General features: G+C 64.3%; 12 protein-coding genes and 1 pseudogene. 9 read left to right on the forward strand and 4 right to left on the reverse strand.

What is annotated here, in order from left to right; genetic code table 11:
- Positions 1-220 precede the first annotated feature (220 nt).
- Positions 221-613, forward strand: a complete 393-nt coding sequence (locus tag K3F49_RS00265; RefSeq protein WP_234678796.1) for a flavodoxin family protein — start codon at positions 221-223, stop codon at positions 611-613.
- Between the two features lie 281 nt (positions 614-894).
- Here the strand turns inward: K3F49_RS00265 and K3F49_RS00270 are convergent, their stop codons facing one another.
- On the reverse strand, positions 895-1134 hold the full coding sequence (locus tag K3F49_RS00270; protein ID WP_234678797.1) for a hypothetical protein: 240 nt from the start codon (positions 1132-1134) through the stop codon (positions 895-897).
- A gap of 226 nt (positions 1135-1360) precedes the next feature.
- Here K3F49_RS00270 and topA point away from each other — a divergent pair, with 226 nt between their 5' ends.
- The 8 genes and pseudogenes from topA (at position 1361) to K3F49_RS00310 (ending at position 11618) form a co-directional block, all read left to right on the forward strand.
- Positions 1361-4120: a type I DNA topoisomerase gene (gene topA / locus K3F49_RS00275; RefSeq protein WP_234678798.1), complete on the forward strand. Its 2760-nt coding sequence runs from the start codon at positions 1361-1363 to the stop codon at positions 4118-4120.
- Positions 4121-4128: 8 nt separating this feature from the next.
- The gene (rnr, locus tag K3F49_RS00280; RefSeq protein ID WP_234678799.1) at positions 4129-6474 is read left to right on the forward strand and encodes a ribonuclease R; all 2346 of its coding nucleotides are present in this window, start codon (positions 4129-4131) and stop codon (positions 6472-6474) included.
- Entirely contained in the window at positions 6468-6908 is a 441-nt protein-coding gene (locus tag K3F49_RS00285) for a DUF983 domain-containing protein (protein WP_234678800.1), read from the forward strand. The genes rnr and K3F49_RS00285 overlap by 7 nt, the downstream gene beginning before the upstream one ends.
- A gap of 33 nt (positions 6909-6941) precedes the next feature.
- The gene (locus tag K3F49_RS00290; RefSeq protein WP_234678801.1) at positions 6942-7703 is read left to right on the forward strand and encodes an NUDIX hydrolase; all 762 of its coding nucleotides are present in this window, start codon (positions 6942-6944) and stop codon (positions 7701-7703) included.
- 101 nt (positions 7704-7804) lie between these two features.
- Positions 7805-9130 carry an LLM class flavin-dependent oxidoreductase gene (locus K3F49_RS00295; RefSeq protein ID WP_234678802.1) on the forward strand — a complete coding sequence of 442 codons (1326 nt, stop codon included), beginning with the start codon at positions 7805-7807 and terminating at the stop codon, positions 9128-9130.
- Positions 9131-9255: 125 nt separating this feature from the next.
- On the forward strand, positions 9256-9423 hold the full coding sequence (rpmG, locus tag K3F49_RS00300) for a 50S ribosomal protein L33 (protein WP_008139339.1): 168 nt from the start codon (positions 9256-9258) through the stop codon (positions 9421-9423).
- 350 nt (positions 9424-9773) lie between these two features.
- Positions 9774-10181 (forward strand): annotated as a pseudogene (locus tag K3F49_RS39600) (tetratricopeptide repeat protein); the annotation flags it as partial.
- Entirely contained in the window at positions 10182-11618 is a 1437-nt protein-coding gene (locus K3F49_RS00310; protein WP_234678804.1) for a tetratricopeptide repeat protein, read from the forward strand. It begins immediately after the preceding pseudogene.
- Between the two features lie 188 nt (positions 11619-11806).
- On the opposite strand, the gene K3F49_RS00315 is transcribed toward K3F49_RS00310, so the two are convergent.
- The 3 genes from K3F49_RS00315 to K3F49_RS00325 all read right to left on the reverse strand — a co-directional run bounded on the left by K3F49_RS00315 (position 11807) and on the right by K3F49_RS00325 (position 14114).
- Complete coding sequence (locus tag K3F49_RS00315) at positions 11807-11992, reverse strand: hypothetical protein (RefSeq protein ID WP_234678805.1); 186 nt, start codon at positions 11990-11992, stop codon at positions 11807-11809.
- Between the two features lie 73 nt (positions 11993-12065).
- Complete coding sequence (locus K3F49_RS00320; protein ID WP_234678806.1) at positions 12066-12692, reverse strand: LysE family translocator; 627 nt, start codon at positions 12690-12692, stop codon at positions 12066-12068.
- Positions 12693-12875: 183 nt separating this feature from the next.
- Positions 12876-14114 carry an MFS transporter gene (locus K3F49_RS00325; RefSeq protein ID WP_234678807.1) on the reverse strand — a complete coding sequence of 413 codons (1239 nt, stop codon included), beginning with the start codon at positions 14112-14114 and terminating at the stop codon, positions 12876-12878.
- Positions 14115-14129 lie beyond the last annotated feature (15 nt).

Here is a 14129-nt window from a genome sequence, read left to right on the forward strand (position 1 = left end):
TTTTAGGCGCCAAAATGGGATGCTCGTTCGATCGATCGCATGCCATTGCGGCGGTTTCGCCATTCGCGCGAGGATGACGGGTAGCCCGGATTGAGCGAAGCGCAATCAAGGATTCTCGCCTCGCGGTGACGCGCGGCGCGGCCAGCATGGCGGAGATCGCGCTTTGTCGGATCGCCGGCGACGATATCGTGTCAGGCCGATTCCAGAATGACGGCTTGAGATGATCGACCGCGCCGACGCGGTTTCATTTGGCAGCCCGACCTACATGGGCGGACCAGCCGCGCAATTCAAAGCCTTCGCGGACGCTTCAAGTGACCGATGGAGCCAGCAGCGATGGGCCAACAAGATCGCGGGCGGCTTCACGACGGGCGCGTGTGCAAGCGGCGATCAACTGCACACGTTGACCTACTTCTCCATTCTGGCCGCTCAGCACGGCATGCTCTGGTGCGGAATCGATATTCCGGGCGGAGAGGACCCGGGCGGCCGCAATCGCCTGGGCAGCCAACTTGGCCTGGCAACACATTTGGTCGACGGCGCATTGCCGCAGAGTGATTTTAGCGCGGCCGAATATCTCGGCCACCGATTGGCCAAAATGGCAAGCAGCAACGGCTAACCACACCCGTCATTGCGAGGAGCCCTTGCGACGAAGCAATCCAGACGCCCGTCCGCGACAAGACTCTGGATTGCTTCGCTGCGCTCGCAATGACGGGGTTAGAGCAGTGCGCGCCAACTCTCTCCCCCGTCATCCTGAGGTGCTCGCCTCTCCGGCGAGCCTCGAAGGACGACGGCCCGGCTGTTGCGGCGGGCAGTGCGCTGAAGCATCTCGGCCGCTCATCCTTCGAGGCTCCTGGCGCGATGCTTAGCATCGCGCCACTCGCACCCCAGGATGACGGGTCACGACAGCTTGCGCTTGCTCCGCAGCCGCAAATGCTCGTCGGCCTCGAGCTTGGTCATGCCCAGAAGATAATGCAGCACGTCGAGCTTGTGGCGCTCGGCGAGCTTGCGCAATGCCCCCACCTGCTCGGCGATGAAGCCCACGGCCTCATCGACCCCGCCCTCCCCCGGTTCCTCGTTGCGCGAGCCTCCACGCACGCCTGTCGCGGCGCGCGCCCGTTTCTTTCCTGGCTTTGTCACCAGCCCCACCCGAATCCATGCCCCGCAGAAACTTTACGCCGACACCGACCACAACTCCAAGGTGGTATTTCGCAACTTTCTCGATATGAAACTTTTCCCATTCGGGGGGCTTTCAACACCCTTCGATTTGACAGCGAGGGCCCCACCACCCATGTTCGGGTCGAAAGGGCCGACCCGAATCTCGTCGATTTCGGCCCAATATTTCCCCGTAAGTTACTGGAACTACATGAATATCGTCATTGTGGAGTCGCCGGCGAAAGCCAAGACGATCAACAAATATTTGGGCTCGTCCTACGAGGTTCTGGCCTCGTTCGGTCATGTCCGCGACCTTCCCGCGAAGAACGGTTCCGTCGATCCGGACGCCAATTTCAAGATGATCTGGGAGATCGACCCCAAGGCGGCCGGCCGGCTCAATGACATCGCCAAGTCCCTGAAGAACGCCGACCGGCTGATTCTGGCGACCGACCCTGATCGCGAGGGCGAGGCCATCTCCTGGCACGTGCTGGAGGTGCTGAAAGAGAAGCGCGCGCTGAAGGATCACAAGATCGAGCGCGTGGTGTTCAACGCCATCACCAAGCAGGCGGTCACGGACGCGATGAAGCATCCGCGCCAGATCGACGGCGCGCTGGTCGACGCCTATATGGCGCGCCGTGCGCTCGACTATCTGGTCGGCTTCACCCTCTCCCCCGTGCTGTGGCGCAAGCTGCCGGGCGCCCGCTCGGCCGGCCGCGTGCAGTCGGTGGCGCTGCGGCTGGTCTGCGACCGCGAGCTCGAGATCGAAAAGTTCGTCGCCCGCGAATATTGGTCGCTGATCGCGACCCTTCTGACGCCGCGCGGCGATACCTTCGAGGCCCGTCTCGTCGGCGCCGACGGCAAGAAGATCCAGCGTCTCGACATCGGTACCGGCGCGGAAGCCGAAGATTTCAAGAAGGCGCTCGAAACAGCCAGCTACGCGGTGACCGCGGTCGATGCGAAGCCGGCTCGGCGTAATCCGCAGGCGCCCTTTACGACGTCGACGTTGCAGCAGGAAGCCAGCCGCAAATACGGTTTTGCGCCCGCGCATACGATGCGCATCGCGCAGCGCCTTTATGAAGGCATCGACATCGGCGGCGAGACCACCGGACTCATTACTTATATGCGTACCGACGGCGTGCAGATCGATCCGTCCGCGATCACGCAAGCCCGCAAGGTGATCGGCGAGGATTACGGCAACGCCTATGTCCCGGACGCCCCGCGCCAGTACCAGGCCAAGGCCAAGAACGCCCAGGAAGCGCACGAAGCCATCCGCCCGACCGACATGTCGCGCCGCCCGGACAGCATGAGCCGCAAGCTCGATGCCGACCAGGCGCGGCTCTATGAGCTGATCTGGAAGCGCACCATTGCCAGCCAGATGGAATCGGCCGAGCTCGAGCGCACCACCGTCGACATCACGGCGAAGGCGGGTGCCCGCACGCTTGAGCTGCGCGCCACCGGCCAGGTCGTCAAGTTCGACGGCTTCCTTGCTCTTTATCAAGAAGGCCGCGACGACGAGGAGGACGAAGACTCCCGCCGCCTGCCCGCCATGAGCCCGAACGACGCGCTCAAGCGCCAGTCGCTGTCCGTCACCCAGCACTTCACCGAGCCGCCGCCACGCTTCTCGGAAGCGTCGCTGGTCAAGCGCATGGAAGAGCTCGGCATCGGCCGACCCTCGACCTATGCCTCGATCCTCCAGGTCCTCAAGGACCGCGGTTACGTCAAGCTCGAGAAGAAACGCTTGCATGGCGAGGACAAGGGCCGCGTCGTCGTCGCGTTCCTGGAGAGCTTCTTCAACCGTTACGTCGAGTACGATTTCACGGCCAATCTGGAGGAGCAGCTCGACCGCATCTCCAACAACGAGATTTCCTGGCAGCAGGTGCTGAAGGATTTCTGGACCGGCTTCATCGGCGCCGTCGACGAGATCAAGGATCTGCGCGTGGCGCAGGTGCTGGACGTGCTCGACGACATGCTCGGGCAGCACATCTATCCGCCGCGCACCGATGGCGGCGACATCAGGCAGTGCCCGAGCTGCGGCAACGGCCGGCTGAATCTGAAGGCCGGCAAGTTCGGCGCCTTCGTCGGCTGCTCGAACTACCCGGAGTGCCGCTACACCCGCCAGCTCGCCGCCGACAGCGAGACCACCGCGGACCGTTCGCTCGGCCAGGATCCTGATACGGGTCGTGATGTCTGGGTCAAGGCCGGCCGCTTCGGCCCCTACATCCAGCTCGGCGAGCAGAAGGATTACGAGGAAGGCGAGAAGCCGAAGCGCGCAGGCATCCCGAAGGGCACCTCGCCCGGCGATGTCGAGCTCGAGCTTGCGCTGAAACTGCTGTCGCTGCCGCGCGAGATCGGCAAGCATCCGGAGACCGGTGAGCCGATCACCGCGGGCCTCGGCCGCTTCGGGCCGTTCGTCAAGCATGAGAAGACCTACGCCAGCCTCGAGGCCGGCGACGAGGTCTTCGACATCGGCCTCAATCGTGCGGTCACGCTGATCGCCGAGAAGGTCGCGAAGGGCCCGAGCCGCCGCTTCGGTGCTGATCCCGGCAAGGCGATCGGCGATCATCCGACGCTCGGCACGGTCACCGTGAAGAGCGGCCGCTACGGCGCCTATGTCACCGCCGGCGGCGTCAACGCGACGATTCCGGCCGAGTTCGAAAAGGACACCGTCACGCTGCCGCAGGCGATCGCGCTGATCGACGAGCGCGCGGCCAAGGGCGGCGGCAAGAAGCCCAAGAAGGCGGCGAAGCCGGCCAAGGCCAAAAAAACTGCAACGAAGGCTGCGGATGGCAACGACGCCGCGCCGAAGAAGAAACCGGCCGCGAAGAAGGCCGCAGCCAAAACCAAATCAGAATCCACCAGCAAGGCGCGCGCAGCCGTGTCGTCGACCGCCAAGACTTCAGCAGTCAAGACGTCGCCGACCAAGGCGTCCGCCGCCAAAGCTCCGGCCAAGAAGAGTGCCGGCACGACTTAAGAGGTTAAGTGAAACGCAAGAATGACCATGGCTTTCCCGAGCGGAGCGCCATCGTCGCCTTCATCAAGGCACATCCAGGAAAGGTCGGGACTCGCGACATTGCGCGCGAGTTTGGCCTGAAGAACGCCGATCGCATCGCGCTCAAGCGCCTGCTGCGCGAGCTCGCCGACGACGGCACCATCAAGAAAAAACGCCACACGGTCTCCGAGCCGGACAGCCTGCCGACGACCCTGGTCGCCGACATCACCGGCCGCGATTCCGACGGAGAGCTGATCGCCTCCCCCACTGAATGGGACGAGGTCGAGAGCGGCGAGCCGCCCAAAATTCTGATCGCAATGCCGCGCCGGCCGAAGCCCGGCACGACCGCCGGCGTCGGCGACCGTGCGCTGCTGCGCGTCGAGCCGACCAACGAGACCGAAGGCCCGGCCTATCGCGGCCACATCATCAAGGTCTTCGACAAGACCAAGAGCCGCATCCTCGGTGTGTTCCGCAGCCTGCCCGAAGGCGGCGGACGGCTGATCCCGGTCGACAAGAAGTCCGCCGACCGCGAGCTGAACATCGCCGCGGCTGACACCCGCGACGCCCAGGACGGCGACCTCGTCAGCGTCGACATCGTCCGCACGCGCAGCTTTGGGCTGGCCTCAGGCCGGGTGAAAGAGAAGCTCGGCTCGGTCAAGTCGGAGAAGGCGATCAGCCTGATCGCGATCTACGCCCACGACATCCCGCTGCAATTCTCCTCGGGCGCCATGCGCGATGCGGAAGCAGCGGAGCCAGCGAACCTGAAGGGCCGCGAGGACTGGCGCGACGTCCCCCTCGTCACCATCGATCCGCCTGATGCCAAGGATCACGACGACGCGGTGCATGCGCAGGCGGATCCCGATCCGAACAACAGAGGCGGCTTCATCGTCGACGTCGCCATTGCGGATGTGAGCTTCTACGTGCGGCCGGGCACCGCGCTCGACCGCGCCGCGCTCGACCGCGGCAATTCGGTCTATTTCCCCGACCGCGTCGTACCGATGCTGCCCGAGCGGATCTCCAACAATCTCTGCTCGCTGGTGCCGGGCGAGCCGCGCGGCGCGCTCGCGGTGCGGATGGTCATCGCCCCTGATGGCCGCAAGCGTTCGCACTCATTTCACCGCATCCTGATGCGCTCAGCGGCGAAGCTGAGCTACGCGCAGGCACAGGCCGCGATCGACGGACGGCCCGATGACACCACCGGGCCCCTGCTCGATCCGATCCTGAAGCCGCTCTATGCCGCCTACGCCTGCGTCAAGCGCGCCCGCGACGAGCGCGATCCGCTCAATCTCGATCTGCCCGAGCGCAAGATCCTCCTGAACAGCGACGGCACTGTTGATCGTGTCGTCATTCCTGACAGGCTCGATGCGCACAAGCTGATCGAGGAGTTCATGATCCTCGCCAACGTCGCGGCGGCCGAGATGCTGGAGAAGAAGTCGCTCCCGCTGATCTACCGCGTGCACGACGAGCCGACGCTGGAGAAAGTCCACGCGCTCTCGGAGTTCTTGCAAACACTCGACGTCCCCTTCGCGAAGGGCGGTGCGCTTCGCCCATCCCTGTTCAATCGCGTGCTGGCGCAGCTCGAAGGCCACGACCACTTCCCGCTGGTCAGCGAGGTCGTGCTGCGCGCGCAGGCGCAGGCCGAATATTCGTCGGAGAATTACGGTCATTTCGGCCTGAATTTGCGCCGCTACGCGCATTTCACCTCGCCAATCCGCCGCTATGCCGACCTCGTCGTGCATCGCGCGCTGGTCCGCGCGCTCGGCCTCGGCGAAGGCGCCCTGCCCGACAGCGAGACGGCGGAAAGCCTGAGCGAAGTCGCCGCGCATATCTCGCTGACCGAGCGGCGCGCGATGAAAGCGGAGCGCGAGACCGTAGACCGTCTCATTGCCCACCATCTCGCCGACCGCATCGGCGCGAGTTTTCAGGGCCGCGTTTCCGGCGTCACGCGCGCCGGGCTCTTTGTCAAACTCGCAGAAACTGGCGCCGACGGATTGATCCCGATCCGATCCCTTGGCACGGAATATTTCAACTATGACGAGGGCCGCCACGCGCTGGTCGGCACGCGCAGCCGCACCATGTACCAGCTCGGCGACGTCGTCGACGTCCGCCTGATCGAGGCAGCCCCCATCGCAGGCGCGTTGCGTTTCGAACTGCTGTCGTCATCCAGCGAGACCGCGCCGCGCGACCGCAGGCAGGCTGGTCCGCAACGCCGTCCCTCGCTCAAGGCGCAGCCCGGACGCAGCCCGGCGAAAAAACACAAGCCCTCGAAGCCAAAGCCTGGCAAAGCGAAGAAGAACAAGGGCAAAGGCGGGGGCCAGAAGGGCAAGGCATGGTGACCATGAGCACGGCCCCAAAAATCTGGACGCGCGAGACCGGCCTCGTCGAGAAGCGCGACGTCTGGGCGGCGATGAAGCGCGGCTTTCGCGGCCGCTGCCCGCGCTGCGGCGAGGGAAAGCTGTTCCGCGCCTTCCTGAAGACGGCGGACAATTGCGCACAATGCGGCCTCGACTTCACGCCGCACCGCGCCGACGATTTGCCCGCCTATCTCGTCATCGTCATCGTCGGCCACATCGTGGTGCCCTCGATCCTCTGGATCGAGACCAATTACACCACGCCGATCTGGCTCAGCTTTGCGGCCTATTTGCCCTTCACCTTCTTCGCATCGCTCGGACTGTTGCAGCCCGTGAAGGGAGCCGTGGTCGGATTGCAATGGGCTCTGCGCATGCACGGGTTTGACGAGAACCCGCCGGATGGTATTCCGCCTGTGTAAGCAAAATAAGCAAAAAGCAGTTTGGGTGAGGATATGACGGGTACGGCGCAGACGACTGAGAAAGCCAAGGTCCACGAGGAGAAGGAAGCCGATCACCATCCCTATTTCCGTCCCCGGGATGCGGCGACACTGATCCTGGTCGATCGCAGCGGCACCGTTCCAAAGGTCCTGGTCGGCAAGCGCCACGACAAGGTGGTGTTCATGCCCGGAAAGTTCGTCTTCCCCGGCGGCCGCGTCGACAAGGATGATTATCGCGTGCCGGTCGCGGCCTCCATGACCACCGAGTTAGAGGCCAATCTCGCCAAGGGCAGCCCGAAGACCCCGGCCTCACGCGCAAAGTCGCTGGCGATCGCCGCGATCCGCGAGGCCTGCGAGGAAACCGGTCTCTGCCTCGGGCGCAAGAGCCAAGAGAAGACTGAGGGCAAGGCCAAGCTCGAAGGCCCCTGGAAGCCATTTGCGGATGCAGGCCTGCTGCCCGACCCCTCCAGCCTGTTCCTGATCGCGCGCGCGATCACCCCGCCCGGCCGCGTCAAGCGGTTCGACACGCGCTTCTTCACCGCGGATGCGTCTGCGATCACCCACCATGTCGAGGGCGTGATCCATGCGGATGCGGAGCTGGTCGAGCTGGTGTGGGTCGAGCTCGGCTCAAGGCCGCTCGCCGATCTGCATCCCATGACCCGGAATGTGCTCAACGAGCTTCACGCCCGTCTTGCCACCGGCCCGCTGCGCCACGACGCGCCGGTGCCGTTCTTCCATTTCTACGGCGGCAAGATGCAGAAGGATGTTTTGATCTGAGCTGACAACGAAAAACAAAATAATCTTCCCGCGCCTCCCGATGGCGGAGTTCCGCGGCATGCCTATGTCTTCCCCAACGACACCCAGAACGGATACGGGCGATGGCACAACGGCAACTCAAGCTTGGCGCGTTCATGCGCCCGATCAGCATCCACACCGGCGCCTGGCGCTACCCCGGGGCCTGGCCCGACGCCAATTTCAACTTCGGCCACATCAAGACGCTGATCCAGAAGCTCGAGGCGGGCAAGTTTGACGCCTTCTTCATGGCCGATCACCTTGCCGTGTTGAACATGCCGGTCAACGCGCTCAAGCGCAGCCACACCGTGACCTCGTTCGAGCCGTTCACACTGTTGTCGGCGCTGTCGGCCGTCACTGAGCGCATCGGCCTGATCGCGACGGGATCGACCACCTTCGACGAGCCCTATCATGTGGCGCGCCGCTTCGCCTCGCTCGACCATCTCAGCGGCGGCCGCGCGGGCTGGAACATCGTCACCACCTCGAACCCCGATGCCGCGCTGAATTTCGGCCTCGACGACCACATGGAGCACGCCGAGCGCTACAAGCGCGCCCGCGAATTCTACGACGTCGTCACCGGCTTGTGGGACTCCTTCGCCGATGACGCCTTCGTGCGCGACGTCGAGAGCGGACTTTTCTTCGACCCCACGAAAATGCATGTGCTCGACCACAACGGCAAATACCTGAAGGTCCGCGGCCCCCTCAACATCGCCCGCCCCGTGCAGGGCTGGCCGCTGATCGTGCAGGCCGGCGCCTCGGAAGACGGCAGGCAGCTCGCGGCCGAAACGGCTGAAGCCGTCTTCACCGGCGGCGGCAGCCTTGCCGACGGGCAAAAGCTCTATGCCGACATCAAGGGCCGCATGGAGACAATCGGCCGCGATCCCGAGCATCTGAAAATCCTGCCCGGCGCCTTCGTCGTGGTCGGCGACAGCGTCGACGAGGCCAAGGAAAAGCGCGCGCTGCTCGACAGCCGCGTGCATTACGAGAGCGCCATCGCCTCGCTCTCGGTCGTCCTCGGCACCGATGCCTCCGGCTTCGATCCTGACGGACAATTGCCGGAGATTCCGGAGACCAACGCCAGCAAGAGCGGCCGGCAGCGCATGGTCGACCTCGCCCGGCGCGACAAGCTCACCGTGCGCCAGCTCGCCCAGCGCGTCGGGGGTTATGGCGGCCTGTCCTTCGTCGGCACCGCGAAAACCATCGCCGACCAGATGGAGGAATGGCTGGTCGGCCGCGGCTCCGACGGCTTCAACATCATGTTCCCGTTCCTCCCCGCCGGCCTCGACGATTTCGTCGACAAGGTCGTCCCGGAGCTGCAGCGGCGCGGGATTTTCCGGAAAGAGTATGAAGGGACCACTTTGAGGGAGAATCTGGGCCTGCCGAGACCGAAAAACCGCTTCTTCGAGGGGTGAAAGGGCCCGATTTGAGTGGTTTTCAGCCCCGAAATCCTTGACTTCCCCCGGTTTCTGGCTAGGTTGCCGGCCAACGCGGGCCGTTTGGCCGGCTCCCGATTCCCAAATATTCTGAGGTTCAGAACATGGCCAAAGCGGTCACCATCAAGGTCAAGCTCGTGTCCTCGGCCGACACCGGCTTCTACTACACGGCCAAGAAGAATTCGCGCACCATGACCGACAAGCTGGTCAAGAAGAAGTACGATCCGGTCGCGCGCAAGCACGTCGAATTCCGCGAAGCCAAGATCAAGTAAGATCGGCGACAAGCGTTGAAGAGTTTGCGGGGCCCTTGCGGGCCCCGTTTTCGTTTCGGCCTCGCTCTCGCCACGCTGTCATTGCGAGGAGCTTTTGCGACGAAGCAATCCAGACTGCCACCGTGGAGGGATTCTGGATTGCTTCGCTGCGCTCGCAATGACGGGTGTGGGCGACAGCACTGCCCCCTCTCCTGTCTGGACGCGCTGCTGCCTGCACGATGCGCAGCCGTCAGCCTCGCGAAATCCTCGCATGGTTAGAAGACGTAGCCTCGCAGGCTCCAATTGCGAGGCTGCTACGACGTCCACCGCTCTAACTCGTCAGCCCGGAGCGCGACAATTTCCAGCCGCCCATGAATTGCAGCCCCGCCGCGGCCAAACCATCCGGACATGCAACGCCCGCTGCGCTGTGCCGGGCTGGCTTCGCACATCTTCAATCAGGACGAGTTGCCGAGGCCGAGCTGTGTTGCCGGCAGGCGCTGACGCTGGACGAGCAACATCCGGATGCGCTGCATTTGCTGGGCGTGCTTTGTTTTCACGCGCAGCAGCCCGACGCCGCCGTTGAATGGATCGGGCGCGCCGTCCAGCAGGCCCCGAAGGCTGAGTATTCCCTGAGTCTCGCCACGGTGCTGGAGCGGCAGGGTCGGCTCGAGGACGCACGGCAACATTACAGCCACGCCTTGAGCCTCAGGCCTGATGATGCGGTCCTCCAAAATCACCTCGGCAATCTGCTCGCGCAACTCGCGCACAACGACGAGGCTGTGCTGCATTACCAGCGGGCCCTGAAGCTGAATCCGCAATATTGGGAGCCCGCGCAAAACTGCGGCATGCTGCTGCTTGAACTTGGCCGGCACGCGGAAGCCGTAAAGTGCTTCGACGTCACCGAGAAGCTGAATCCTTCCGCAGCCCTGTATCAGATGCGCGCCGTCTGCCTCTCGGCCGTGAACCGCTTCGAGGAGGCCGAGGCCGACTACGAAAAATCCATCGCGCTGGATCCGAGCCTCGCGGAGACGCACAACAATCTCGGCCTGCTGCATTGGCGATTTGGCCGGCTGGAGCAGGCCTTTGCCTGCTTCGATTCCGCGCTGGCGCTTCGACCGGATTTTCATGCGGTGCTCAACAACAAGGCCGTGGTCCTGTTGCATCTGCAATTGCTGGACGAAGCCTTCGCGACCCTGCACAGATCGCTCGCGGCCGCCCCCAACGATGCGCAGACGCTGTTCTATCTGGCGACGCTACAGCTCCTGTCCGGCGACTTCGATCGCGGCTGGCTTGCGCGCGAAGCACGTTGGCGGCTTCCCTCCGTCGGCCTGGTCGATCGCGGCTTTTCAAAGCCGCTTTGGCGGGGCGACGAGCCGCTCGACGGCAAGACCATTTTGCTGCACTCCGATGAGGGATTGGGCGATGCCATCCAGTTCGCGCGATATGTGCCGATGGTGGCCGCGCTCGGAGCCAAAATCATCCTGGAGGTCGAACCTCCGATCCAGCAGTGTCTGGCCGGCATCGCCGGCGTCGCAGAATGTGTCGGCCGATCGTCGACGCCGGCGTTCGACCTTCACTGCCCTCTTGGGACGCTGCCGCTCGCATTCGGAACGCAGCTCGATACGATCCCGCTCGCGCAAGGCTACGTTCCCGCTCCCCCGGCGGCGCGCGTGAAGGCGTGGCAGGACCGGCTTGAAGACCGGCTCGGTCCCCGCACCCGCTTCCGCGTCGGTCTGGTCTGGGCAGGCAATCCCGATCACAAGAACGACCACAATCGATCGATGACACTTCGCACGCTCGCGCCGCTACTGGATTGCGACGTCCAGTTCGTCTCCCTGCAAAAAGGCGTCCGCGATCAGGACCGCGCCTTCCTCGGCGAACGCCGTGACATCGTCGACCTCACGCAGCATCTGACGGATTTCAGCGAAACAGCGGCGTTGATCGGCTGCCTCGATCTGGTGATCTCTGTCGACACCAGCGTCGCTCACCTCGCCGGCGCGCTTGGAGCGCCCGTCTGGACGATGGTGCCGTTCAATCCGGACTGGCGCTGGCTGCTCAACCGTGACGACAGCCCGTGGTATCAGTCGATGCGGCTGTTCAGGCAGCCCAAGCGAGGCGACTGGGCCACCGTGGTGGACGACGTCCGTCGCGAACTCGAGAAGCGGGTCGCCGCCGGGCGAGCAGAGCAAGACCAAGCGTCGCTGCTGCCTGCTTGATCGTGACGCGCGGGTTGCCCCCCGCTCGTGTCCCGGGCGCGCTGCAACGCGCGAGCGTTGCTGCGCAGAACCGGGACCCAGAAAGCTCCGAGGAAGCTGCCGATCTGTTGGGTCATGAAAGCGAGGCCCCGGACTGTCGCGTCCGCTATGTGCGCACAGAAACGACGTTGAAATCGGACGGCCCGATGTCAGCCATGAGCAGAAGCCAGAGTGCACCTGGATCGCAGTCGGGATTGAGCTTCCGACTTGAAGAGAGCCGTTTTGACGTTCTTCAGAAACTCGATGTACGTCACGCCGCTCACTCGAATGACGATCTGCTGTGCGATCGCCAGACCGAACAGGGCGAGATTTTTTCTGACGATGAAGCCGATCACGACACACCTTTTCGGAGAGTGACCCCGCGAAGGGCGCGGCTGCCTGCGTCTTCCGATCGATCCATCGATCGGATCATCTCTGCTGCAAGGCCATGCGAACACCGAGACCGAGGTAGATCGCTCCGACGACGCGGCCTTGCCAGCGACCGATGCTGCGATGACGGGCGAGCCAGCCGGTGACCTGCCCGGCGGCAAGAGCGATCAACGCCGTGTAGATTGCGCTCATGATCACGAAGACGACGCCGAGGACCGCAAGCTGCGCGACGACGGAGCCTCGATCGGGATGTACGAACTGAGGCAGGAAGGCCAGGAAGAACAGCGCCGTCTTCGGGTTGAGCACTTCGGCGAGAACGGCCTGCCGGAAGGCGAGCGGCGCGTCGACCAGACGCGACTGCGCCAACTTGAGATCTTCGCTTCGCTCCATCAACGCGCGGATGCCGAGATAGATGAGGTAGGCGGCACCGGCATACTTCACCAGGCTGAAGGCAACAGCCGAAGTCATCAGCACTGCCGACAATCCGAGCGTGGCCATCGCCGTGTGAAGCATGTCGCCGGTGGCGATGCCCAGACCGGTGGCTATTCCGACGCGATGTCCGCCTACGGATGCGCGCGCGAGCACCAGGAGGACGGCGGGACCAGGAATGAGGAAGAGACCGAGAACCACCGCAATGTAGGTCAGCAAGGTGTCGAAATGGATCATGGATAGTCCCGATTTGGCCGTTGCTGACCAGGAGCCAGCCAGACGCGGCCTCTCAATGCAAGTCCTGAATGGACTAATCTTAGAGGCCCGGAGCGTGTGACGTCTGTTTTGAGCCGGAACCGTTGATTACGGCGAAGCAGCGCGGCGTCCGTTGCATCTCCCTAAGCAGACGCTCATGCCCGTCTACGCCGTCCGCAAGACCGGTGCGGGCGGCTGCGCCGGCCGCATCAGCGCGAACGCGACCTGGATGATGCCGCCGGCCAAGCCCAGCGCCACGCCGATGCGCCAGGCCATGTTGTAGGAGCCGAGCGCGTCATAGATCACCCCTCCTCCGTAGGCGCCGAGGAAGCTGCCGACCTGGTGGCTCATGAAGGCAAGGCCCTGGATCATGGCCTGCCAGCGCAGGCCGAACATCTCGGCGACGGCGCCCGCGACCAGCGGGCCGACGCCCATCCAGAGGAAGCCCATGATGGCGCCGAACAGCAGCGTCGAGAACGGCGTCGCGGGCAGCATGAAGTACCAGGCGAGCGCCAGCGAACGCAGGATGTAGATGCCGCCCAGCAGCGCCAGCTTGTTCCAGCGCTGGCCGGCCCAGCCGAAGAACAGCGAGCCCAGCACGTTGAAGCCGCCAATCATGCCGAGCGTCTGCGCGCTCAGCATCGGATCGAGGCCGCAGATCGCCAGATATGACGGCAGATGCGTGGTGAGGAACACGAGCTGCATGCCGCAAACCAGATAGGCGCAGGTCATCACCACGAAGGAGGCATTGCTGAACGCCAACCTGGCGACGGACGCGGCCGTGGCGTCGCCGATGTCGTCGGCGGCGGGCTTCGGCAGCGGGATGGCGTCGACGCGCCCGGCATACCAGGCGGCAGGAATCATCAGCACCGACATGACGACGAAGCCGGCGAGACCGACGCGCCAGCCAAAACCCTCGTTGAGCACCTGCCCGATCGGCGCCGACAGCAGCGCGCCGAGCGAGCCGGCGCCGGAGACGATGCCGAGCACGGTCGAGCGTACCGTCGCCGGCACCGCGCGTGCCGCCACCGACATCGCGATCGCGGCCGCCGTGCAGGCGAGCGAGGTGCCGATCAGCACGCCGGCGCCGATCATGATGCTGACGAGGCCGTTCGCGGTCGTCATCAGGATCAGGCCCGCGATGTACATCAGCGATCCGACGATCATGATGGGCCGGAAGCCGTAGCGAACGGTCATCGCGCCGGCGAGCGGCTGGAGAAAGCCCCAGGCGAGGTTCTGCACGGCCAGCGCCAGCGTGAAGTCCGACACCGAGAGGTGGATGTCGTGCGTCAGCGGCTGCATGAAGATGCCGAGCGACTGCCGCAGCCCCATGCTCAGCGTCAGCATGATCGAGGCGCCGATCAGGATCGGCAATGTCGGACGCAGGACCTGCAACAGGGGCATTGTTGTTCTCCCTCG

The sequence above is a fragment of the Bradyrhizobium monzae genome, assembly GCF_021458635.1.
GTDB lineage: Bacteria > Pseudomonadota > Alphaproteobacteria > Rhizobiales > Xanthobacteraceae > Bradyrhizobium.